General features: G+C 64.6%; 22 protein-coding genes. 10 read left to right on the plus strand and 12 right to left on the minus strand.

Annotated features, from left to right (window positions below):
• On the plus strand, positions 1 to 562 hold a 562-nt coding region (locus A2J03_RS18700), incomplete at its 5' end, for a serine hydrolase (protein WP_156520455.1).
• A gap of 32 nt (positions 563 to 594) precedes the next feature.
• Here A2J03_RS18700 and A2J03_RS18705 read toward each other — a convergent pair.
• The gene (locus A2J03_RS18705) at positions 595 to 1,509 is read right to left on the minus strand and encodes an aminotransferase class IV (protein WP_068376890.1); all 915 of its coding nucleotides are present in this window, start codon (positions 1,507 to 1,509) and stop codon (positions 595 to 597) included.
• Between the two features lie 119 nt (positions 1,510 to 1,628).
• Here A2J03_RS18705 and A2J03_RS18710 point away from each other — a divergent pair, with 119 nt between their 5' ends.
• Entirely contained in the window at positions 1,629 to 1,811 is a 183-nt protein-coding gene (locus tag A2J03_RS18710) for a hypothetical protein (RefSeq protein ID WP_068376972.1), read from the plus strand.
• A gap of 7 nt (positions 1,812 to 1,818) precedes the next feature.
• Here the strand turns inward: A2J03_RS18710 and A2J03_RS18715 are convergent, their stop codons facing one another.
• Entirely contained in the window at positions 1,819 to 3,237 is a 1,419-nt protein-coding gene (locus tag A2J03_RS18715; protein WP_231912607.1) for a reverse transcriptase family protein, read from the minus strand.
• Positions 3,238 to 3,334: 97 nt separating this feature from the next.
• On the opposite strand from A2J03_RS18715, the gene A2J03_RS18720 reads away from it, so the two are divergent.
• On the plus strand, positions 3,335 to 4,096 hold the full coding sequence (locus tag A2J03_RS18720; RefSeq protein WP_197480850.1) for an IclR family transcriptional regulator: 762 nt from the start codon (positions 3,335 to 3,337) through the stop codon (positions 4,094 to 4,096).
• Here A2J03_RS18720 and A2J03_RS18725 read toward each other — a convergent pair.
• Positions 4,093 to 5,232 (minus strand): aromatic ring-hydroxylating oxygenase subunit alpha, encoded by a 1,140-nt coding sequence (locus A2J03_RS18725; RefSeq protein ID WP_068376893.1) that lies wholly within the window; start codon positions 5,230 to 5,232, stop codon positions 4,093 to 4,095. The two genes, A2J03_RS18720 and A2J03_RS18725, sit on opposite strands and share 4 nt — an antisense overlap.
• Positions 5,229 to 7,655 carry a GcvT family protein gene (locus A2J03_RS18730; RefSeq protein ID WP_068376896.1) on the minus strand — a complete coding sequence of 809 codons (2,427 nt, stop codon included), beginning with the start codon at positions 7,653 to 7,655 and terminating at the stop codon, positions 5,229 to 5,231. Before A2J03_RS18730 ends, A2J03_RS18725 begins: the two co-directional genes overlap by 4 nt.
• A 181-nt stretch (positions 7,656 to 7,836) precedes the next feature.
• Between A2J03_RS18730 and A2J03_RS18735 the strand changes: the two genes are divergently transcribed.
• Positions 7,837 to 8,172 carry a bifunctional 3-phenylpropionate/cinnamic acid dioxygenase ferredoxin subunit gene (locus A2J03_RS18735; RefSeq protein ID WP_068376899.1) on the plus strand — a complete coding sequence of 112 codons (336 nt, stop codon included), beginning with the start codon at positions 7,837 to 7,839 and terminating at the stop codon, positions 8,170 to 8,172.
• A complete protein-coding gene (locus A2J03_RS18740; protein WP_068376902.1) occupies positions 8,169 to 9,317 on the plus strand; it encodes an NAD(P)/FAD-dependent oxidoreductase in 1,149 nt (382 codons plus the stop codon). The genes A2J03_RS18735 and A2J03_RS18740 overlap by 4 nt, the downstream gene beginning before the upstream one ends.
• Before the next feature lie 75 nt (positions 9,318 to 9,392).
• Here the strand turns inward: A2J03_RS18740 and A2J03_RS18745 are convergent, their stop codons facing one another.
• A complete protein-coding gene (locus tag A2J03_RS18745) occupies positions 9,393 to 9,950 on the minus strand; it encodes a helix-turn-helix domain-containing protein (RefSeq protein WP_068376905.1) in 558 nt (185 codons plus the stop codon).
• 66 nt (positions 9,951 to 10,016) lie between these two features.
• Here A2J03_RS18745 and A2J03_RS18750 point away from each other — a divergent pair, with 66 nt between their 5' ends.
• Genes A2J03_RS18750 through A2J03_RS18760 form a run of 3 tightly spaced genes read left to right on the plus strand, consistent with a single transcriptional unit; the run spans position 10,017 to position 11,496 of the window.
• Entirely contained in the window at positions 10,017 to 10,700 is a 684-nt protein-coding gene (locus A2J03_RS18750) for an AzlC family ABC transporter permease (protein ID WP_068376907.1), read from the plus strand.
• On the plus strand, positions 10,697 to 11,008 hold the full coding sequence (locus A2J03_RS18755; protein ID WP_068376910.1) for an AzlD domain-containing protein: 312 nt from the start codon (positions 10,697 to 10,699) through the stop codon (positions 11,006 to 11,008). The genes A2J03_RS18750 and A2J03_RS18755 overlap by 4 nt, the downstream gene beginning before the upstream one ends.
• Before the next feature lie 8 nt (positions 11,009 to 11,016).
• A complete protein-coding gene (locus tag A2J03_RS18760; protein WP_197480851.1) occupies positions 11,017 to 11,496 on the plus strand; it encodes an SRPBCC domain-containing protein in 480 nt (159 codons plus the stop codon).
• Here A2J03_RS18760 and A2J03_RS18765 read toward each other — a convergent pair.
• Positions 11,472 to 11,933, minus strand: a complete 462-nt coding sequence (locus A2J03_RS18765) for a MarR family winged helix-turn-helix transcriptional regulator (protein ID WP_068376915.1) — start codon at positions 11,931 to 11,933, stop codon at positions 11,472 to 11,474. The genes A2J03_RS18760 and A2J03_RS18765 overlap by 25 nt on opposite strands.
• The gene (locus A2J03_RS18770; protein WP_068376918.1) at positions 11,930 to 12,532 is read right to left on the minus strand and encodes a DJ-1/PfpI family protein; all 603 of its coding nucleotides are present in this window, start codon (positions 12,530 to 12,532) and stop codon (positions 11,930 to 11,932) included. The genes A2J03_RS18765 and A2J03_RS18770 overlap by 4 nt, the downstream gene beginning before the upstream one ends.
• Positions 12,533 to 12,740: 208 nt before the next feature.
• On the opposite strand from A2J03_RS18770, the gene A2J03_RS18775 reads away from it, so the two are divergent.
• Positions 12,741 to 13,757: a DUF5914 domain-containing protein gene (locus A2J03_RS18775; protein WP_068376921.1), complete on the plus strand. Its 1,017-nt coding sequence runs from the start codon at positions 12,741 to 12,743 to the stop codon at positions 13,755 to 13,757.
• Positions 13,758 to 14,002: 245 nt separating this feature from the next.
• Here the strand turns inward: A2J03_RS18775 and A2J03_RS18780 are convergent, their stop codons facing one another.
• From A2J03_RS18780 to A2J03_RS18800, 5 genes are read right to left on the minus strand one after another with little or no spacing between them, the layout of a single operon-like run.
• Positions 14,003 to 15,502, minus strand: a complete 1,500-nt coding sequence (locus A2J03_RS18780; RefSeq protein WP_068376930.1) for a hydroxysqualene dehydroxylase — start codon at positions 15,500 to 15,502, stop codon at positions 14,003 to 14,005.
• Positions 15,499 to 16,239 carry a class I SAM-dependent methyltransferase gene (locus tag A2J03_RS18785; RefSeq protein WP_068376933.1) on the minus strand — a complete coding sequence of 247 codons (741 nt, stop codon included), beginning with the start codon at positions 16,237 to 16,239 and terminating at the stop codon, positions 15,499 to 15,501. The genes A2J03_RS18780 and A2J03_RS18785 overlap by 4 nt, the downstream gene beginning before the upstream one ends.
• Positions 16,236 to 16,469, minus strand: a complete 234-nt coding sequence (locus A2J03_RS18790; protein ID WP_068376936.1) for an RNA-binding S4 domain-containing protein — start codon at positions 16,467 to 16,469, stop codon at positions 16,236 to 16,238. The genes A2J03_RS18785 and A2J03_RS18790 overlap by 4 nt, the downstream gene beginning before the upstream one ends.
• A gap of 14 nt (positions 16,470 to 16,483) precedes the next feature.
• Positions 16,484 to 18,676, minus strand: a complete 2,193-nt coding sequence (locus tag A2J03_RS18795) for a heavy metal translocating P-type ATPase (protein ID WP_068376939.1) — start codon at positions 18,674 to 18,676, stop codon at positions 16,484 to 16,486.
• The gene (locus A2J03_RS18800; RefSeq protein WP_156520456.1) at positions 18,673 to 18,855 is read right to left on the minus strand and encodes a hypothetical protein; all 183 of its coding nucleotides are present in this window, start codon (positions 18,853 to 18,855) and stop codon (positions 18,673 to 18,675) included. The genes A2J03_RS18795 and A2J03_RS18800 overlap by 4 nt, the downstream gene beginning before the upstream one ends.
• Positions 18,856 to 19,069: 214 nt before the next feature.
• Here A2J03_RS18800 and A2J03_RS18805 point away from each other — a divergent pair, with 214 nt between their 5' ends.
• Positions 19,070 to 20,749 carry a cutinase family protein gene (locus A2J03_RS18805; protein ID WP_068376946.1) on the plus strand — a complete coding sequence of 560 codons (1,680 nt, stop codon included), beginning with the start codon at positions 19,070 to 19,072 and terminating at the stop codon, positions 20,747 to 20,749.
• The last annotated feature ends 136 nt before the right edge of the window (positions 20,750 to 20,885 follow it).

Here is a 20,885-nt window from a genome sequence, read left to right on the forward strand (position 1 = left end):
CTACGTCGTACTCGGGATGGTGGTCGACGAACTCGACGGCATCAGCATCGCCGAATCGCTGCGACAGCGCATCTTCGAACCGCTGTCGCTGGATTCGACCAGCTACCCCACCGAGCCGCAGATGCCCGCCGGCTCGCTACACGGTTACGTCCTCGAAGCCGACAACTACGTCGACATCACCGACTTCGAACCATCGGTGTGGTCTACGAGCGCCGCGGTGATCTCCACAGTCGGCGACATCAACACCTTCTTCCGGGCTCTGTTCGACGAGACGCTCCTGCCGCGGACACTCGTCGAGCAGATGCAGATATTGACCCCATCGGGTTACGGTCTCGGGCTGCTGGTCGGCGGCGATGCGTGCAACCCAGGGGCAGCCGAACTCGTCTACGGGCAGCGCGGTAACGGCTTCGGGTATCGAACCCTGTCGTTCTCGAGCCCCGACGGAGAACGCCAGGTGACCCTCGGCTGGACGGCGTCGGCGATAGACCCGGCCGCCGACCCGCTCGAACAGAGCGCGCTGAACGGCCTCGTCACCGGACTTGCCGCGACCTGCCCCGCCTGACGTCTACCGGTACGACCCGGTGTCACCCGAGATCACAGTGCAGTGACCCAGCCGTGAATCTCGTCGCTGGTCAGCGCTGCCTGATGCCGCTTACGCAGCGTGGACGTAACTGGACCCAATGCGGGTGAATCGCCGATCGCCCTGCCGTCGATCTGGTGGACCGGCGCCACTCCAGCGGAAGTACCGGATACGAATACCTCGTCCGCGATGTAGAGCTCGGTGAGATCGACGGTCCTCTCGTGCACCTCGATCCCTTCCTCACGTGCCAGCGTGAGGATGGTTCGACGGTTGATGCCGTCGAGGATGTCGCTGGTGACATCGGGCGTGATCAATACTCCGCTGCGCACCAGGAAGATGTTGGCCGCGCTGAGCTCGCACACGTGGCCGTTGATATCGAGGAAGATGCAGTCGTCGAATCCGCTGTCGATCGCAGCCTGCTTTGCCAGAACGGAGTTGACGTAGGCGCCGTTCACCTTCGCACGTGACGGAATCGCATTGTCCGGAATACGACGCCACACACTGGTTTTGAGTCGCATGCCGTCCTGCGGCACGATCGGAACGGCGTCGTAGAGAAATATCGACATCGTCGTGCTCAGCCCGCGAACCCGTGTTCCCGGTATCGACTCGTCGACGTGCACGGTCGCGCGCACATACACCTCGTGCTGGGGATCGTTTGCCGCGACGACCTCGCGCACCACGCTCACGAACCGATCGAACGTCCACTGCGGCGCAAAGCTGTCGATACCGATGATCTTGCACGACTCGAGCAGGCGCTGATAGTGGTCACGCAACCGGAATGCGGTACGCGAAGAACCGGAAACGTGAACGGGGAAAACCGTGTAGACGCTCAGCCCGTACAGCACCGCCGACGTGGCTACCCCCAGCGTCGCCTCACGACTGTCGATGATGCTGTCGCCGAAGAACACCTTGCCGTGTGGGTTGGCCATGCGGTGATGTTACCGGTGGCGACCGTCGACACCCCAGCTCAGGCGTCGAACACGCACGTCTTCTCCCGGACTTGTCGTAGGCCGGTGATAGGAATGAGGAGACACGGAAAGGAGTGTTCATGCACACCAGCGAAGACAGCTGCGAAGGAACCCTCGTGATCCACGCGGCCGGCGACGCGGAATGCACCGAGCCGGCCTGCGTGGACCTCGAGTACGTCCGTCACCTGCTCGTTCTCGATTGTGAGGAGATCACCGGCGGATGCCGATGCGTCGGCGAGGTCGAGTTGATCCGCGCGTCCTGACCTGCGTTCAGGTCCAGTCCACCCGTTCCGCCATCTCGAGCAATGTACGACGCCTTGTCGGGCTCGTCTCGCCGATGCGAGCGATCCGCCCGTACAGGTGTGCCCGGAAATCCTCCATATCGGAGCGATTTTGGCTCGTCGGTCCGGTACGTGTGCAGTTGTGCAGGATTGCTCTGAGCTCGTCGTATTCACGCCGCTGCACAGCGGGCCAGTCGTTGACGACCAGGCCGGTCAGCTGTTGGCGTTCGTGTGCGCGGCGCACCCGAGTCTTGAGCGGATTCAGGATGAAGCCCTCATCGGTGATGATCCGCCGTGCAACCCACAGAACCTTGTCGACGTCTGCATCACCGGACAATGCGAGATCATCCGCATATCTGCTGTACCGCAAGCCCATCGACCGGGCAAAACCCGTCAGCCGGATATCGAGCATTCGTGCGGCGAGGTTCGCCAGCGCCGGGGACGTCGGCGCCCCCTGAGGAAGATGTCGGGTCCGGAGCAACGACGCTGTGGCATAGGGCAATCCGTTCAACTGGCCGGCAGGAGTGCTCGTCGTGCACAGGTAGGCGAGATTCCACGCCACGCTACGGGAATAACCGAGTGCATCGAAGATCGCGATGACACGGCTGATCCCGATCGACGGGAAGAAGTTCTTCAGGTCGACCGAGATCACCACTTCTTTGCCTGCATGCGGAATTCCGAACGTACGGGGGCTGCGTCCCTTGACGAATCCATGAGCCGCACCATGCGCCGGAACGTGATCGAGAATGCGTCGCAGTATCTTTCGCTGTATTTCGCGTAGACGTGGTTTCGGAATCTCGAGCAGACGAGCTCCGACACGTTTGGGAATCGCGGTGGTTCGATAGTGTCGCAGCGGCGGCGACGCAGTGGTGAGTCGCGAGTGGGCGTCGGCGAACCACTCGATCTCGGGGATCGTGAGATTCAACGATTCGGCAAGGTCGCCGGTGGTGAAGTATCGGGGTACGTCGAAACGCCAGGGTTTCGGGCTGTTGCTCCGACGCACAGGTTCATGAGATATCGCCTCGGGGATACGCGGGAGTTCTGCGATTAGCCGGTGCACGGACGCTTGATCGAACGGCTGCGACGGGTACAGATCGATCAACCGGTCGGCGAGCCGGGGTGCCCTCTCCCCCAGGATCGGCATGAACGCTTCTTCCAGACGTTCGCGGGTCCACTGCGCATCGGCCGCGAGTTGCGCGAGGTACGCCGCCAATTGCGCGTTGAACTGGCGTTCCGTCATCGCGATCCAGGGTGCAGCGGCGACGGGCGACCTGAATCTTTCGTGCTCGGCGCCGTCGTGCACGCGGAGCGTGCGGACCGGCGTCGGACGCAGTGCCCAGTTCTTCTTTCCCACCCAGGGGTTGCCCCTGAGATCGGTCGCGCGGACCGACACTCGCCCGTGCGCCACTGCATGCGCTCCACCTTGCCAAAGAAGTTCCGATCGCGCTCGCCGTTTCCACACCTTCAGCGCCTGATGCGAGAGCCACTAGTGCAAGACTGGGGGTGTGCCCCCCTCCCGACCGACTTCTCCGATTCAGTCCGTGGACCGCGCTATCGAGGTTCTCGAGTTCCTCGCGGACCACGGCGAATCGGGTGTTCAGGAGGTTGCGACGCATCTCGATGTGCACAAGTCGACCGCCTTTCGGCTCCTGGGTGCGCTCGAGGCCCGACGCCTCGTCGAGCAACCAGGTGAACGCGGCAAGTACCGCCTGGGCATCGGCCTGATTCGGCTCGCCACCTCGGTGTCCAGCCAGATGGATATCACTCGACTCGCTCGGCCGATTCTCCACGACCTGGCCGACACGATCGGCGAGACGGTGAACATCGCAGTCCCCGACGGCACCGTCACCGTCAACATCGACCAGGTTCGCGGCGGCTCGTCGATCATCAGCCACAACTGGATGGGCGAACGCTCGGCCCTGCACGCGACGTCGAGCGGCAAAGTCCTGATGGCCTACGACGACGCGCTGCTGAAAGCTGGAGTCGACAGCGTGTTGGAGCTGTTCACCGAGAACACCATCACCGACCGCCAGGACCTACTCGACGAGATCGAAACCGTCCGTGCCAGCGGGATCGCCTACGCCCGTGAGGAGCTGGAGATCGGGCTCAACGCAACAGCGGCCGCAATCTTCGGCTACGACGGGCGAGCCCTCGGCGCCATCACGGTGTCGGGACCGGCATACCGACTCGACGAGGAGAACCTCGTCGCTGCAGGCGAAGCGGTCCTCGCCGCGGCCAGGAAGGTGTCGTCGCTGATGGGCGCCTAGGCAACTCCGCCGGGAACGAAGCGCGACACCCATTCGTGAAACTGCGTGATGTGGTGCTCAGACGGCACCAGAACGCCACCGTTTCGATACATCCGTGACGACATCGCCGGCTGGCACCGCTCGCAGGCGTCGAAATCCTGCTCGTTGACGCGATGGAACAACTCGACCGAGCGGTTCATCGTCTCGGTGTTCGCCGGATCCGCGACGACACCCGGCGCATAGAGCCAGTCACATTCGACGACAGTGCGATCCACTGCCATCGGAAACATGCGATGGATGATCACGTGATCGGGCACGAGGTTGACGAAGACCGTCGGCCTGATCGTGATCGCGTAGTACCTGCGGTCCTGATCCTCTCCAACGCCACCGAGCGCATCGAACCCCGCCGAACCGTCGACGGTGAACCCTTCGATCTCGGCCCCGAACTCGGCGCCGTGCCCGACGTACGTCTGCGCGGCATAGCCGTCGGCGAATTCGGGAAGGACCTCGGTGAGCTCGGGATGGATCGTCGCGCAGTGATAGCACTCCATGAAGTTCTCGACGATGAGCTTCCAATTGGCCTTGACGTCATACGTGATCCGACGCCCCAGTGCGAGCTTCTCGGTGCCGTAGCTGTCGATCTTGCCCAGTTCGCCGAGCCGTTCGCGGACCTCGCCCTGCACACTGTCCTCGAACGACGGTGGTTCGTCGGCGACGCACACCCACACATAGCCGAGCCATTCCCTGACGTGCACAGCGCGCAGACCGTACTCGGTGCGGTCGATGTCGGGCATGTTGATCAAATTCGGTGCCGCGATGAGCTTTCCGTCGAGATCGTAGGTCCACGCGTGGTACGGACACTGGAAGTTGCGCTTGACGGTCCCCGCCGCCTCCGTGCACACCAGCGCGCCGCGGTGACGACAAACGTTGAAGAACGCTCTGATGTCGCCCTTACGGTTTCGGCTGACGAGCACCGACTCGCGCCCCACCTGCACGGTTCGGAAGTCACCCGCGAGCGGAATGTCATCGGACCGGACCGCACAGATCCACATCTCCTCGAAGATCTTCTCCTGCTCCTTCTCGAAGTACGCCGGGTCGACGTAGGTGTGACCGCCGAGGGTTTCGAGCAGTGTGGGTGTCGGCTCCAGAATCGTCATCGCCTGATCCTTGCCATCTCGGGATCGAACAGCGGCTCGGCCATCACTGTCGCCGGAAGGGCGTCGCGGAAGTACCGCACTGCAACGTGATCACCCGGTTTCGTCGACGACGGCAACCACGCGTAGGCGATGGTCTTCCCGATCGTGTACCCGTAGGCGGCGCTGGTCACGTAACCCGACACTGCGCCGTCGATCAGCACCGGTTCCTTGCCCATCACCACGTGCGACGGGTCGTCGAGGGTGAGACACACCAGTCGTATCGGTGATTCGGCGCCCAACATCTCCGCCCCGATGAACCCTTCGGTCTTTCGTACCGCGAAACCTAGGCCCGCGGAACAGGGGTCGTGTTCGGCGGTCATGTCGGTTCCCCAGGACCGATATCCCTTCTCGAGTCGTAGGCTGTTGAACGCGCTGCGGCCGGCAGCCACGACACCGAATTCCTGTCCCGATTCCCACAGCGAATCCCACAGTCGCAGAGCAGTATCTGCGTCGGTGTACAACTCCCAGCCGAGTTCGCCGACGTAGGACAATCTCAGCGCCAGAACATCGATGCCGGCGACGTGGATGTTCCGTCCGTTGAAGTACTTCAAGCCGGTGTGCGAGATATCGGCATTCGTGAGCGGCGCGAGCACATCACGCGCGTGCGGTCCCCACAGTCCGATACACGCTGTGCCGCCGGTGATGTCGCGGACATAGGCGTCGGGACCCGCGTGACGCAGCATCCAGTCCTCGTCGAGCGGACCGTTGACTCCGACCTGGAAGCGATCGTGTGCCACCCTCGCGACCGTGATGTCGCTGCGAACACCGCCGCTGGCGTCGAGCATCAGCGCGTACGTGACGCTCCCGACCTTCTTGTCGAGCTGGTTCGTCGTGAGTTTCTGCAGCAGGGCCAGGGCTCCCGGGCCGCCGACCTCGAGGCGTCGTAGCGGGGTCATGTCGTACATCGCGACGGACTCTCGCGTCTTCCAGGCCTCGACGGCGACCCCGGGTGACCAGAACTTGGACGACCACGGTTCCCGCTTCGGCGCCTGCCACTGTTCCGGAAGTTGTTCCAACAGGGACGCATTCGTCTCGTACCAGTGCGGCCGCTCCCAACCGGCTCCTTCGAGGAACACTGCGCCGAGCTCGCGTTGTCTGCCGTAGAACGGCGTCACTCGCAGCGGTCTCGGTTCTTCTTTGGGCTGGAGTGGGTGGATGATGTCGTAGACCTCGGCGAAGTTCTGCGCGCTCGTCCGCGCCACATTCGAGGGGACGCGGTCTGTCTTCTCGAAGCGGTACAGATCGCACTCGTGCATGTCGATCTCGCTCGTGCCGTCGACGAGAGTTTCCGCCAGGGACTTCGCGACGCCTGCGCTGTGCGTCACCCAGATCGCCTCGCACGTCCACAGGCCTGCGATCTCCCGGGACTCACCGACCAGCGGAGCGCCGTCGGGAGTGAAGGAGAAGATCCCGTTGAACGCGCGCTCGAGGCCGCCGCCGCGGAGTAAGGGGATGAGCTCGGTGCTGTAGCGCCATGCGTCGGCGAAATCGTCTTCGGTGAAAGCCATCGACGACGGCATGTCCGCTTCGGTGACGTTCTCGCTGCCCGGGAGCGTCCGTGAGTCGACGGGCATCGGTCGGTGGTGGTAGGAGCCGATCCCGAGGTGATCGCCGTGTTCGCGGTAGTAGAGGCTGCGGTCTTGGTGGCGAAGGATCGGCAGGACGGCCTCCTTCCCTGCCGCCTTCGCTGGGAGGTCCAGCCCCGTGGTGTGGGCGTACTGATGCGCAAGCGGCAACAGCGGCACGGTGACGCCGAGCATGTCCCCCAGCTCCGGCCCCCAGAACCCGGCGCAGCATACGACGACGTCGGCCGGGAAGGTCTCTCCGCCGGCTTTCACCGCGGTGACCCGCCCGGACACCTCCTCGATGGCCGTCACCTCCATGGAGCCGATGAACCGGGCGCCGCGTTCGGTTGCCGATGCGGCTTGCGCGCGGCTGGCGAGGACCGCCTTGGCCAGCCCGTCGTCGGGGGTGTGGAGGCCGGCAAGGATCAACTCGCGGTCCAACAACGGGTAGAGCTCGAGGCATCGCTCGGTGTCGACGACCTCCGATGGCAGTCCCCACGACGTCGCGAACCCGTGCCGCCGGTACAGCTCGTCGACGCGCTCCGGGGTGGTTGCGACCTCCAGACCCCCGACACTCAGGAAACACCCGAGGTCCTTGAACTTGGCAGCCGTGTACGCCGCGAATCGGGACATCGAGCGCGAGGCGTTGGTCGCGAAGACGAGGCCGGGAGCGTGGGAGGTGGACCCGCCCGGCAGTTCGATAGGGCCTTTGTCGAGCACGGTGACGTCGGTCCAACCGCGTGAGGTGAGTTCCTCGGCGAGGCTGCAGCCGACTATTCCTGCGCCGACGATCACCACCCTGGGCGAATTCGATGCCATTACTTGCTCCTGGGGGCTGTACGTGAGAACGATTTGGTTGCACAATACGAACTGCGATTCGTATAACGCAACAGATTCACACAATCGACATGGAGTGTTCCCACCGCTGCAACGGAGGGCCTCCATGCTGTGAGTCGAGAGAAGATCCACGACCGACGCCGCATTCGACTGCGAGGCCACCATGACCGCGACGTTCCCCACCCCCACACTCCTCGACGCCGGGCGAGTCGACGACCTCCCCGAGGGCGAAGCACTCCGCATCACGCCGCAGGGAACCGCCCCCATCGCGATCTTCAACGTCGAGGGTGAGTACTTCGCGATCGACGACACCTGCACCCACCAGGACGCATCTCTGTCCGAGGGATGGGTCGAGGACTGCGCCGTCGAATGCCCACTTCATACCGCGTGCTTCGACCTTCGCACCGGAGCCGCACTCGGTGCTCCCGCCAAGATCCCCGTTCGAACCCACGCTGTGCACGTCGAGGACGGTGTCATCCGCGTCGCGGTCTCCCCGTGAGGTCCGTGACGATCGTCGGCGCGTCGCTCGCCGGCCTGTCGTCCGCGCGCGCACTACGTGAGGAGGGTTTCGACGGCCGCATCACGATGATCGGCGACGAGATTCACCGTCCGTACGACCGACCTCCGCTGTCCAAGCAGTTCCTCAAAGGCATCGACGACGGTATGTCCCTCGAGACCGAGGAGGACTCCGCGCTCGAGTTGGACTTTCGGTTGGGGAACGCAGCGGTGGGGCTGGATCCGTCGGGCCGGACAGTTCTGCTGGCCGACGGGACCGAAGTGCTTTCCGACGCCGTGGTGGTGGCCACCGGGGCGTCGGCCATTCGCTTGGCCGGGTCCGCAGACGGCGTACACGTGCTGCGTTCACTCGACGATGCGCTGGCGCTGCGCGCGGAGTTGACTCCCGGCGCCCGGGTCGTGGTCGTCGGCGCAGGATTCATCGGTAGCGAAGTAGCTTCCACCGCAGTCGAACTGGGATGCGACGTCACCGTCGTCGAGGCGTCGGCCTCGCCGCTGGAACGGGTATTCGGGACGCAGATCGGCGCACTCGTCGCGGGCTGGCACAACCGCGGGGGCGCCCACTTGATCACCGGGGTGACCGTGTCCGGGTTCGCGATGTCCAGCGGCCGCGTCACCGCCGTCGAACTACGGGACGGGCGGTTGCTGCCGGCCGATGTCGTGGTGGTCGGCGTCGGTTCACGGCCCAACACTCGGTGGCTCGACGGCAGCGGTATCGAACTGTCCGGTGGCGTCGTGACGGACAAGCGAGGGGTGACCTCGATTCCAGGCGTCGTAGCTGTCGGTGATTGCGCAGCCGTCCGGGATCCCGCGACGGGCACGACGATCCGCGACGAACACTGGACGGCAGCGGCGACGCGGCCATCGGTGGCAATGAAAGCGCTGCTGGGATCCGGGGTCGAAACGTTCTCCGGGGTTCCGTACGTGTGGTCCGATCAGTACCAGTCGCGCATCCAGTTCGCGGGGCACCACGGTCTCGACTGCTCGGCCGACATCGTCGAGGGGGATCCGGAGCTGGGTCCGTTCGTCGCGGTCTATCGAAGGGACGGTCATCCAGTGGCCGTGCTCGCCGTGTCGTCCCCACGATCGTTCGGGAAGTGGCGTCGGCAGTTGGTCGCCCGGGATTAGTGGGGGCTCCGCCCCCAGTGGCGCGGTTAAGTATGTTGGAGTGCACTTTTTCGTGCCACTGGGCGCGGAGCGCCCCTACACATGCTCCGACACCAGCACCGCCGCAGTGTTCGGATCCAGCGCCTCGAAGGTGTGCGGCAGATCCCCCGGGTAGCTGATGTAGTCCCCGGGGTGCAGTTCGACGGGTTCGTCGGTCGGCCCGACCAGTGCGCGGCCTGCGGACAGAACCACGTGCTCGACAACGCCGGGCGAATGCGGATCTGCCCTTCTCGGCTCCCCCACCTGCGCGTTGATGAGGTAGATGTCTCGACGCGCATTCGGTGGACACGACGCCAATAGAGTCGCGACGTAGTCCGCCGTGTCCGACGCGATTCCGGGACCCTCGCCGGCGCGAATCAATCGAACCCGAGGCTTGGCCGGCTCGACCAGGTGAGCGAACGGCACATCGAGCGTCACGCTCAACGCCCACAGGGTCTCCACGCTGGGGTTCCCGGTACCGGCCTCGAGCTGCGACAACGTCGACTTGGCGATCCCCGCACGTCGAGCGACCTCCGCCAGCGAGAGCCCGACACGCTTGCGCTCACGCTGTAGCGAGGCCGCAATGGCAGCGATAGGAGCACTGGGCTGAGTCATGAGTCCACTCTATCGGTCGATCGTTCGCCTTGACGAACGACCGATGCTTCGTTCACTATTACGTCCATGCGTTCGATCTGGCGAACACCGCCTTCGTCTCTGTCCCGCGACATCGCGCTCGTCTGTCTCGCCGACGGACTCGTCGGTGCGTCGTTCGGCGCTATTGCGGTGAGTGCGGGTTTGCCGATCTGGGTTCCCGTCGCCATGTCGGTGTTCGTGTTCGCGGGTGCAGCACAGTTCATTCTCGTGGGAGTGCTTGCCGCAGGCGGTAATCCACTGGCTGCGGTAGCCAGCGCGTTGCTGGTCAACACTCGACTCGTCCCGCTCGGCTTCTCCATCAGCGACACGTTCGACGGCACGTCCTGGCCCCGCAAGCTCCTCGGATCACATCTGATCACCGACGAGGCCGTGGCGTTCACAGCGATGGAAGGCGAGCGCACCCGGCGGCGCGCGGCGTTCTGGTTGTGCGGAATCGGACTGTTCGTCGCCTGGAACATCGGTGTGCTGATCGGCTCCGTTCTCGGCGGCCAGATCACCGACACTGCCGCCCTCGGGCTCGACGCCGCGTTCCCCGCCGTGCTGATCGCCCTTGTCATGCCCGCCCTGCGCGACGCCCTCACCAGGAACGCAGCGTTGATCGGCGCGTCGATCGCAGTGGCCGCAGCGCTCGTCCTCCCCCCGGGGCTTCCGGTCCTCCTCGCGCTTCTCGGAGTGATACCGGCCTACGTCGCAACGAAGGTGAACGCATGAATCTCGTCCTTCCCATTGTCGCGCTCGCCGTGGGCACGATGGCTTTTCGAGTTGCCGGCCCGCTGCTCCGAACCCGGATGACACTCTCGCCCCGCGTCGAGCGGCTCGCGTCCATCGGTGTCGCCGTCATCTTCGTTGCTCTGGTCGCCACATCCGCACTCGTCGTCGACAACGGCTTCGCAGGGTTCGCGTGCCCCGCCGGAGTACTCGTCGCAGCGGTGCTCGCATGGAAGAAGGCGCCGTTCGTGGTAATCGTCGTCGCCGCTGCCGGGGTAACGGCTGCGCTTCGGTTCGCCGGAGTTGCATAATGCACCCCATGAGCCCAACTCCGAGCGGCAGTCTTCGTACCACCGACACCGGTATCGACCTCGAGATCACAAGAGTTATCGCCGCAACCCGTGAGGACGTGTGGGCCAGCCTCACCGAATCCGACCGCACCGCGCTGTGGTTCGGTCCGTGGGAACGGGTTTCCGACAATGACATTCGGGCTCGGATGGTCTTCGAGGAGGGCTCACCGTGGATGGACATGCACGTCGAGGCCTGCGAGTCGCCGCGCCGGTTGGCCGTCACCTCCGATGGCTGGGATTTGGAATCAGTGCTCGCCGAAGACGGAGACCGCACTACCGTCACTTTGATCCAGCACATGCACGACGCCGAAGGGCTGGGCGAGATCGGACCCGGTTGGGAGTACTACCTCGACATGCTGATCGCGTCCCGGGACGGCCTCACGTTGCCGAACTTCGACGACTACTACCCCTCCCAGCAGGAGTACTACTCGTCACTCTTGCCTCGGTAGCGCCTCGACGCGGCGATGATCCTCTGTATACCCTCGAGCACCCTGAAAATCTCGTCCTCACCCACCTCGTTGCCCACGGCATTGGCATAGGCGTGCTGGTTCTTCCGCAGCTTCGCGAGCGTGTCATGCCCTTCCGGCGTGGGTTGCACGAGCTTGGCGCGGGCGTGGTTCGGGTTCTCGACGTATTCGGCCCATCCCTTCTCGACGAGAATGTCCGCGGTCCGCTGCACGCTCTGCCGGGCAAGGCCGAGTCCTACTCGACGCGCGATCTCGGCCACCGGTATCGGCTCGTCGAGCGTCGCACCGAGCACCTGCCACCACGCGGGTGTCAGACCGGCTGGTTCGGCGATATCTTTTGCTGCCGCGAGGAATTCACCGTTGAGCTCGAAGGCGGGCAGGACGATGGACGTCAAGGCATCTCCGGCGGGCGTTCTCACTGAGCGCCTTGCAGTTGCTCGTAGTACTTCTTCTCACCTGTGGTGTACAGCCCGTACCAGGCATCGATGATGGGCTGCGGGAAGAGCTCGAGCATCTCGAACAGCGCCTTCGCAAATTCGAGTGGCGCCGTTCCCGGTGCAGTGACGAGGGTGCCGCCCACGACGGTTCGTTCGTCTCGATAGAATTCGCTACCCGTGTATTCCTCTGCCGCAGCCAGAAACTCGGGCGCATTGCTCGTATGAGGTATGGAATTCAACGCACCGACGCGAGCTAGGCCGAGCGTCGCGCCGCAGATAGCGCCGACAGGAACGCCCTTCGCGAGCAAATCGACGGCCAGATCGAGAACCTTCGCATGACCCTGCCCCCACGAGCCGCCGCCCGGAAGAATCAGCGCCGCGACATCGGTCAGATCCGCGAGATCACCGTCGGGCAGGATCCGTATGCCACCGAGAGTGGTCACCGGACCCCCGCCGTCGGACAGAACCTGAAGTCGATACCGATCCGAACCCTGCTCCCGCGCCATCGCTATCCCGGCCACGATGTAGCTGTACTCCCAATCGGCCATGGTGTCCGTTGCGTAGAGCGCGATGGTCTTCATAGCTACCTCCGTTGTTGACAGTGTGCTGTCAGTCTACGATTTTGACAGCACACTGTCAATCACTCGCGACGGGAGCCCACTCCTCACAACCGAGATGTTCGTTTACAACCCGGATCGACGTTGTAAACGAACATCTAGGTTGTAGGAAGGACCGATTGAAGCCTCGTGTTCACGGGCGCCCCAGCCGCTCGTTCCGCATACTGGAAGCATGGTCGCACTCGACGCACTCCGTAACCGGTGGCCCAAGAACCTACCGCTACAACCGTTGCCCTCCGAAGCGTGGGCGAAGCAAGAGCCAACCTGGAAGGGCGCCAACCCCCAAGTCATCGAATCTGCCCTCAAACGGGCGAAGACCAGACCGTCGGGAAACTGGTTCGTCTTCGCCGCGAGCCGTGACATCGGCACCAAAGAACCGTTCGGCCGCAGCATCGGCACCACCGAGCTCGTGGCCTGGCGCGACGAGACCGGCGGCATTCACATCGCCCCCGGCGCGTGCCCGCACCTTGGTGCACCGCTGGCCAAGGCAAAGATCGAGTGCGACACCCTGATCTGCCTGTGGCACGGCATGCCGCTCGGGCCTAAAGGTCGTCCAGGATGGCGGCCTCTACCGGCATTCGACGACGGCATCCTGGTGTGGGTGCGTCTCGACGAACTCGGCGGTGAGGAGCCGACGCCGGTGCCCGTGGTCCCGATCAGACCGCCGTCGTCGACGAGCGTAGACGCGGTGGTCACCCTGACCGGCATCTGCGAGCCCGACGATGTCGTCGCCAATCGTCTCGATCCGTGGCATGGCGCCTGGTTCCATCCGTATTCGTTCGCCCGGTTGAAGGTCATCGAGGCGCCGACGGACATCGATGTCCCCGACGAGGACGACCGGTTCCTCGTCGACGTCACGTTCCGGGTCAGCCGCGGAATAGGCGTACCGGTGCGCGCCGAATTCGTCTGCCCCGGTCCACGAACCATCGTGATGCGGATTCTTGAAGGCGAGGGCGCGGGAAGCGTCGTCGAAACGCATGCGACACCCCTGGCTCCCGGTCCCGACGGCAAACCACGCACCGCGGTCATCGAAGCAACGGTCGCCAGCTCGGACCGCCCCGGGTTCAAGATGGCACGGAAGGTTGCGCCGCTGCTACGCCCCGCGATGGGCTGGACGGCCGCGCGGTTGTGGAAGGACGACCTCGACTACGCGGAGCGTCGGTACGACTTGCGGTCGAGGGGTCTGTAGCGCCGGCCGGTCGACCCGCGGTAGGCCGACCCGCGCATTGGGGACCCCCCGCGCAGGGGACCTAGCACCCTTTTTGCCAAGCAAGCACACCTGCTCGGAGGTGAACAAGGGTGCTAGGTCGGCAAGAACGGTGCTAGCTCGGCAAAGACGGTGCTAGCTCCCCCCGAGAGCCCCGGCCCCAGAGCCGAAACCCCAGAGCTCCGGCCCGAAAGCCGAAACCCCAGAGCCGAAAACCCAGACCCGAATCAGGCCTTCTGCAACCCGGCCGTCCACGAGTCGATCTTGTCGAACATCCGGAACCGCCCCTTGACGGGGACTGTCACGATGTCGTGCCCGGCGACTCCCCAGCTCGCGAGCAGGGTGTTGGCCGCGTGCAGACCTGTTGTCGCGGCGCGTTCCATCAGTGCCACAGGCAGATCGATGCGGATCCCGTCGCCCGCGAGGACCAAGCCGGGCTCGGGGGTCCGCACAGTGGGCCGACGAGCAAAATGGCCGAGCCCGAACATCGGGCAGTCGTCCCGCCACTCGGAGCGCGAGGACACAATCGCAGCCGACGCGGTTTCCGGATAGATCTCGTGCATCCGCGCGATCAACTGCTCGCGCGTGAGTTCCTCGGAATCGGACGCCGCGTAGGCGTGCAGTTCGACGACCGACCCGCCGGTGCGGGCGGCCCATTCGGCAGCTTCGTCCTCGAATCGTTCGAGAATGCTGATGTTGTCGATGGGCGGCATTCCGCCGGTTCCGATGAACGCCGGCCGATCAGCGTTCACAGGCTTGTCGAGCCAGACGCGGTGCACGAGGAAAGGAGGCGTGTTCTCCAACGCTGCGACGTCGCTACGCCACTCCTCGGTCCCCAGGTTCCCGGCCAGCGTGCGAAGCCCACCGACGTCGGTCGCGAGGACGACCGCGTCGAACTTCTCCCCGTCGACGGTGAACCCACGCTCGATCTTCTCGACCATCACGCCGGTCCGGATCTCGACGCCGAGCCCGGACAGATACTCTCCCAACGGATCCCACAGTGTCTGGGGATAGGGGCCGGTCGGAACATCGAAGACGAGGCCTTCCGAGGATCCGAGGAAGTAGATGTGGAACATCATCGCCAGCTCGGCCGCCGACATCTTTTCCGGATCAGCGAAGAAGCTGCGCGAGAACACCCCGAACGCGAGATGTCGGGCGGCTTCGGGGAAGTTGATGCGGCGCAGGAACTCGGCGGCAGAGACGTCGTCGAGCTTGTCGAACGTCTCGGGCACACTGACCGTCATCAGCGGCAGTGCCGCCAAGCCGCTCAGGTTGCCGAGATCGCGCCACTTGAACGTCGGGCTTCGCTTGACGAACGCAAACGCATTCAACGGCGGCGTCGGCGGCAGACCCTTGAATCCGTCGATTCGACCGTCACCGTCGATCAGCGGGTAGTCCTCGACCGCATGCAGCCGAGTCAGGCCAGGATCACTGCGCTCCAACAGGTTCCGCAGGTTGTAGTACTGCCGGAAGAAGGCGTGGAAGCCGCGGCTCATCGTGACCGGGGAGCCGTCGTCCAACGTCGTCGACCATCCGCCGACGCGTCCACCCAGATACGCTTCTCGTTCCAGAACCACCACGGACACTCCACGCTCTGCCAGAGCTGTTGCCGCGCTGAGTCCGGCGATGCCGCCGCCGACCACGGCGACCCGCGGAACCTCGGACAGCGACTCCGCGGACGAGTATCCGGGAGAAGCCGTATGCACTACTCGCCGACGGTCACTCATGTCATCTCCTCCGGCCGCGCCCCCAGGAACGTGTGTACGACGCCGTTCTGCCAACCTGTCATGGTTTCGTTGCTGACGCCGGTGAATCCGGCTCGCTGCATCCTGCGCGAATACTCGCGGACGCCGTCGAAGCTGGCCACGCTGCGCCACAGGTGCTTGTAGAGAGTGAGGTCGCGGGTGGCTGCGTAGCCGAGCGGAATGATGATGGCCCAGCACACGAGCGTCCAGACGATCCTGGCACGAAGTGACTCTTTCACCGAGTACTCGTGGAACGCAATGGACGAACCCGGCTTCAGCAGAGAGAGCAACGACTTCAGCTCGGTGTCCGGATCGTCCACGTTCCTGATCAGGTACGCCGCGAGAATGCCGTCGAACGGGCCGTCGACGCCGTTGTCACGGAGGTCCTCGACGCGAGAGTGCACGAACGTCACGTTCGACGGCCACTGCTTACCGCGCGCGACCTCGAGCATTTCCGCCGACGCATCCGCCGCGACGATCTCCGCGTGCGGAGCGGCCTTCAACAGCGCTGCCGTCGATGCACCTGTGCCACAACCGATGTCGAGCAGTCGTAGACCGTCACCGAGCCCGGGAAGCCGAAGGCGTTCCGCCGACTTGGCGAGATGCTCGTGGTAGCCGGGGTTGGCACCGACGAGACGGTCGTAGGACGTGGCATCCTGGTCGAACGCGCTGGGTACCTGAGCCCTCGGCAGCCCGCTCTTGCCGACAGTTCCGCTCACAGGGCCGGCTCCTTGGCGACGCGAGCGGCGGGACCGTTCTCGATCGAGACAACGTCACCCTGATGTAGTTGTCGCCCACGTCTGATGTCGACCTCACCGTTGACGCTGACGAGGCCGTCGGCGATGAAGCTCTTCGCCTCCGCACCGGATTCGATGAGGTTTGCCAGCTTCAAGAATTGCCCGAGCCGAATCGACTCGTCGCGGATCGGTACGTCCTCTGCGTCAGCCATACCTCCATCTTGACCTATGCGGCAGCGAACCGCCGCAAACGCAGACTGTTGGTCACCACGAACACCGAGGAGAACGCCATTGCTGCACCTGCCAACATCGGATTGAGCAGGCCCGCAGCAGCGAGCGGGATAGCGGCGATGTTGTAGGCGAACGCCCAGAACAGGTTGCCCTTGATCGTCGACAGCGTCTTTCGCGACAGTCTGATCGCGTCGCCGACGGCCCGAAGGTCGCCTCGTACGAGGGTGAGGTCGCTTGCCTCGATGGCGACGTCGGTGCCGGTTCCCATCGACAATCCCAGGTCGGCAGTGGCCAGTGCCGCGGCATCGTTGACGCCGTCGCCGACCATCGCCACGACCTTGCCCTCGGCCTGCAACCGCTCGATCACCTCGACCTTGCCCTGCGGGAGGACCCCGGCGACGACCTCGTCGATACCGACGTCGGCGGCGATCTTCTTCGCAGCCGCTTCGTTGTCCCCGGTCAACATCACCGGAGTGAGGCCGAGAGCGCGCAATTCGGCGATTGCCTGCTTCGACGTCGGCTTGACGGCGTCTGCGACGACAAGCACGCCGCGAGCCTTTCCGTCCCACGCGATGGCGACTGCGGTACGACCGTCGCGTTCGGCGTCGGCCATGGCCTGGGACAGTTCGGTCGGAAGCGGCGAGGACCAATCGGCCAGTAGCGTCGCACGTCCAAGGACCACGGCCCGACCGTCGACGATCCCGGTGACGCCGAGCCCCGCCTGGTTGGCAAATTCTTCGACGCCGGGGACCGCTGCCTTGTCCGTAGCCGCCCTGGTGATCGCCCGAGCGATCGGATGCTCGGATCCGGACTCGAGTGCACCTGCCAGCGCGAGAACGTCGTCGGAATCCTCACCGTCCGCGGCATGGACTGCCAGCAGCGTCATCTCGCCGGTGGTGACCGTGCCGGTCTTGTCGAGAACGACGGTGTCGATGCGCCGCGTCGACTCGAGAATTTCGGGTCCCTTGATGAGGATGCCGAGTTGAGCAGCACGGCCGGTGCCGACCATCAGCGCAGTCGGGGTCGCCAAACCGAGTGCACACGGGCACGCGATGATGAGAACCGCCACTGCCGCGGTGAATGCCGCGGCAACAGATCCGCCTGTGCCGAGCCAGAACCCGAGGGTCGCGACGGCAATGGCGATGACGATCGGGACGAATACGCCCGAAATGCGATCGGCCAGCTTCTGTGCCTGCGCTTTACCTGTCTGCGCGTCCTCGACGAGCTTCGCCATCTGCGCGAGCTGGGTGTCGGAACCGATCCGGGTGGCCTTCACGACAAGCCGTCCGCCCACGTTGACCGTCGCCCCGACGACCGAATCCCCCTCGCCGACCTCCACCGGTACGGATTCGCCGGTCAGCATCGAGGCGTCGACTGCCGACGCGCCCGATTCGACGACACCGTCCGTCGCGATCTTCTCACCGGGACGGACCACGAAGATGTCGCCGACCGCGAGTTCGCCGACGGGTATCTGCTGCTCGACGCCACCGCGCATCACTGCGACATCCTTGGCGCCCATGTCGAGCAGGGCGCGCAGCGCAGCTCCCGCCCGACGCTTCGACCGCTGCTCGAAGTAGCGGCCGGCCAGGATGAATGTCGTGACCCCTGCTGCCGCCTCGAGATAGATGTTGGCGGATCCGTCCATCCGGGCGATCGTGAGTTCGAACGGGTGCTTCATGCCGGGGGTCCCAGCGGTGCCGAAGAACAGTGCGTAGAGCGACCAACCGAGCGCTGCGAGCGTGCCCATGGAGACAAGGGTGTCCATTGTCGACGTGCCGTGGCGGAGGTTGGTCCACGCGGCCTGATGGAACGGCCATGCGCCCCAGACCACGACCGGCGCAGCGAGCGTCAGCGACAACCACTGCCAGTTGGTGAACTGCAGCGCCGGAATCATTGCCATCGCGATCACCGGAATCGAGAGCGTCGCCGACACCAACAGGCGCTGCTTCATCGGGTCCGTCTCAGGTTCGGGTTCGGGCTCTTCCGCCGGGAGCGAGGCCGTGTAGCCCGCCGATTCGACAGCCTTGATCAGATCCTCGGTAGGGACGCCGTCGGACGTCACCCGAGCCTTCTCGGTGGCGTAGTTGACCGTCGCGGTCACGCCGTCGAGCTTGTTCAGTTTGCGTTCGATTCGGTTGGCGCACGACGCGCACGTCATACCGCCCAGGATCAGTTCCGTCTCGGTCATGGGTTCTCCACCTCCGCATGCTCGACCTGCGCATGCTCATGACTCGCAGGCGCTTCCACGCCCACAGGTCCGACCGCAGTACCGATCGCATAGGCAAGAAAGAACACCGCTGTAATTCCGAGCACGAAGCTCGCGAGTTTGATCGTCGTCGTCACGTTCTGCACCCCTCTTCTCGTCACTCTGTCTACCATACCCCCCTAGGGTATGGACGTCTCTATCCGGTCTCGGTCGACGAATTCGGCTCTCGCGAATGTGTAACGCGCGGCGTTCCTGCGGCGAATCCCAAGTAACCCACCGCACGGTGTCGGTGCCGGGAATGCGTGTGTGCAGCCCGGAACCACCCGAAACGCAAGCTCGAAATCGCAACGGGAAACGACTGATTGGGATGGTCCATTGTCTTCACGCTTCACGACCCGCAGACCGGCGAACCGTCGACGACTCGCCACGAGTGCTGTCGCGTTCGTGTCCCTGGGAGCCATGGCCGTCGGCGCCGCCGTGCTGACGACCGACAAGCTGTCGACATCGGACGCCCAGGTCGAACTCGCATCGACTGCGACGTGCTACGACATGGTCAGTATCGCCGTCGGAGGACGCGGAGACTCACCTCGCACCGGTGAAACGAAGATGCTCACCACGCCCGACGGCAAATCCCTCCCGGCTGCACTTGCCGACGACTTCCAGAGCGACTGGATCGATCAGATGGTCGGCGCTCCCGACGGCGCAGTCCAGGAAGGCTCCTACGCCGCGGTGTACATCGAGTACCCCGCCGACATGGCGAGCTACGAGGATTCCGTCGACACCGGCGTCGAGAACACCAAGTCGGTCATGAACGCCATTGCCGCCTCGTGCCCCGATACCCGCTTCGCGATCGTCGGCTACAGCGAAGGCGCGGACGTCACCCGCCGTGCAGCGATGGAAATCGGCAACCAGACACCCGAGAACGGCCGGTACGGAATCGTCGACCCCAACAACGTCGTCGGCGTCGTGATTCTCGCCGACGCCGGACGCACCGACGGTGAAGGTCCGTTCCCAGGTTCGGAATCCGGAACCAATCCCGACGGATTCGACACGAAGTACCAGAACGGGACCGGTGGACCCAACGGGGCAGGCGCACTGCCGTCCACCTCGGGAAGCTTCGGTGCGCTCGACGGCAAGGTCGCCTCGTTCTGCTCGCAGAACGACCTGACCTGCGCGATGCCCCAGAACACGTCGCTGCTGCATCTCGCAGCGAACGTGGGACGCCAACTGGACGTCGACGCCATCCAGCGCGACAACACCCTTACCCCAGCGACGGGCGCCGACCTGGCTATGGTCCTGGGCCGCATCGCCGTTGCAGCGTTCGCCGACATCAGCAGCCAGGACAACTGGCTCGCCGGTGACGAGACGTTCCTCGAAGTGTTGATCAAGGTATCCGAGCCCGGATACACGCCGGCCGACCCGACCACCAAGGTTGCCGCCAAGACCGACGACAACGGTGAGCCGCTTCCCGCGGAAACCGCCGTCAACCTCGCGTACCTCCCGTCGAAGGTCGCCAAGGAGATCATCGGATTCATCGGATCCAACACCGACACGGTTTCGGTCGCCATGAACGATCCGTACGGTCAGACCCTCGAACCGGGAACGGGCGCCCACTTCGACTACTGGCGCGACTCCGACGCATCCAATGGCAAGCCCCTCACCTCGGCCCAGTACGCAGCGGCCTGGCTGACCCAGCTCGCCAAGGACGCCGAGGCAGGCAAGCCGATCAAGTCCAAGGAAGTGCAGCAGGAGGCCCGCATGGTCGTGCTGTCCGAGACCACGACGGCCGCCACCACGACAGCCAGCACTACGACCGCTACGGCGGCCCCGACCACCACGACGAGCGTCGCAGTCCAGCCAGGCGCCGTGGTACCGATCGCCCCGGTCCCCGTCGATCCGGCACTCCCTGTCGATCCGGCACTCCCGGTCGACGGTCAGCTGCCCGTCCAGGATCCCGCCGCAGCGTCGGTCGCCGTGACCCCGGGGGCCGCCGCCTCGGTCGCGCCGAACACGGCCGCAGTCCCGACCACGACGACGATCACGCCCACTCGGTAACAGCCAGCACTCCAACTCGGCGCCCATCCATCTCGGATGGGCGCCGAGTTCGTTTTCGATCAGGCTCGGGTTCGATCAGGCTCGGGTTCGATCAGGCTCGGGTTCGATCAGGCTCGGGTTCGATCAGGAATCGAGA

The organism is Rhodococcus sp. EPR-157 (genome assembly GCF_001647195.1).
GTDB lineage: Bacteria > Actinomycetota > Actinomycetes > Mycobacteriales > Mycobacteriaceae > Rhodococcoides.

What these genes read in the sequence shown, in the direction of transcription:
- A2J03_RS18705 (WP_068376890.1), bottom strand. Translation starts at nt 1,509, where the DNA reads ATGGCCAACCCACACGGCAAGGTGTTCTTCGGCGACAGCATCATCGAC.
- A2J03_RS18710 (WP_068376972.1), top strand. Translation starts at nt 1,629, where the DNA reads ATGCACACCAGCGAAGACAGCTGCGAAGGAACCCTCGTGATCCACGCG.
- A2J03_RS18725 (WP_068376893.1), bottom strand. Translation starts at nt 5,232, where the DNA reads ATGACGATTCTGGAGCCGACACCCACACTGCTCGAAACCCTCGGCGGT.
- A2J03_RS18730 (WP_068376896.1), bottom strand. Translation starts at nt 7,655, where the DNA reads ATGGCATCGAATTCGCCCAGGGTGGTGATCGTCGGCGCAGGAATAGTC.
- A2J03_RS18735 (WP_068376899.1), top strand. Translation starts at nt 7,837, where the DNA reads ATGACCGCGACGTTCCCCACCCCCACACTCCTCGACGCCGGGCGAGTC.
- A2J03_RS18745 (WP_068376905.1), bottom strand. Translation starts at nt 9,950, where the DNA reads ATGACTCAGCCCAGTGCTCCTATCGCTGCCATTGCGGCCTCGCTACAG.
- A2J03_RS18750 (WP_068376907.1), top strand. Translation starts at nt 10,017, where the DNA reads ATGCGTTCGATCTGGCGAACACCGCCTTCGTCTCTGTCCCGCGACATC.
- A2J03_RS18755 (WP_068376910.1), top strand. Translation starts at nt 10,697, where the DNA reads ATGAATCTCGTCCTTCCCATTGTCGCGCTCGCCGTGGGCACGATGGCT.
- A2J03_RS18760 (WP_197480851.1), top strand. Translation starts at nt 11,017, where the DNA reads ATGAGCCCAACTCCGAGCGGCAGTCTTCGTACCACCGACACCGGTATC.
- A2J03_RS18770 (WP_068376918.1), bottom strand. Translation starts at nt 12,532, where the DNA reads ATGAAGACCATCGCGCTCTACGCAACGGACACCATGGCCGATTGGGAG.
- A2J03_RS18775 (WP_068376921.1), top strand. Translation starts at nt 12,741, where the DNA reads ATGGTCGCACTCGACGCACTCCGTAACCGGTGGCCCAAGAACCTACCG.
- A2J03_RS18780 (WP_068376930.1), bottom strand. Translation starts at nt 15,502, where the DNA reads ATGAGTGACCGTCGGCGAGTAGTGCATACGGCTTCTCCCGGATACTCG.
- A2J03_RS18790 (WP_068376936.1), bottom strand. Translation starts at nt 16,469, where the DNA reads ATGGCTGACGCAGAGGACGTACCGATCCGCGACGAGTCGATTCGGCTC.
- A2J03_RS18795 (WP_068376939.1), bottom strand. Translation starts at nt 18,676, where the DNA reads ATGACCGAGACGGAACTGATCCTGGGCGGTATGACGTGCGCGTCGTGC.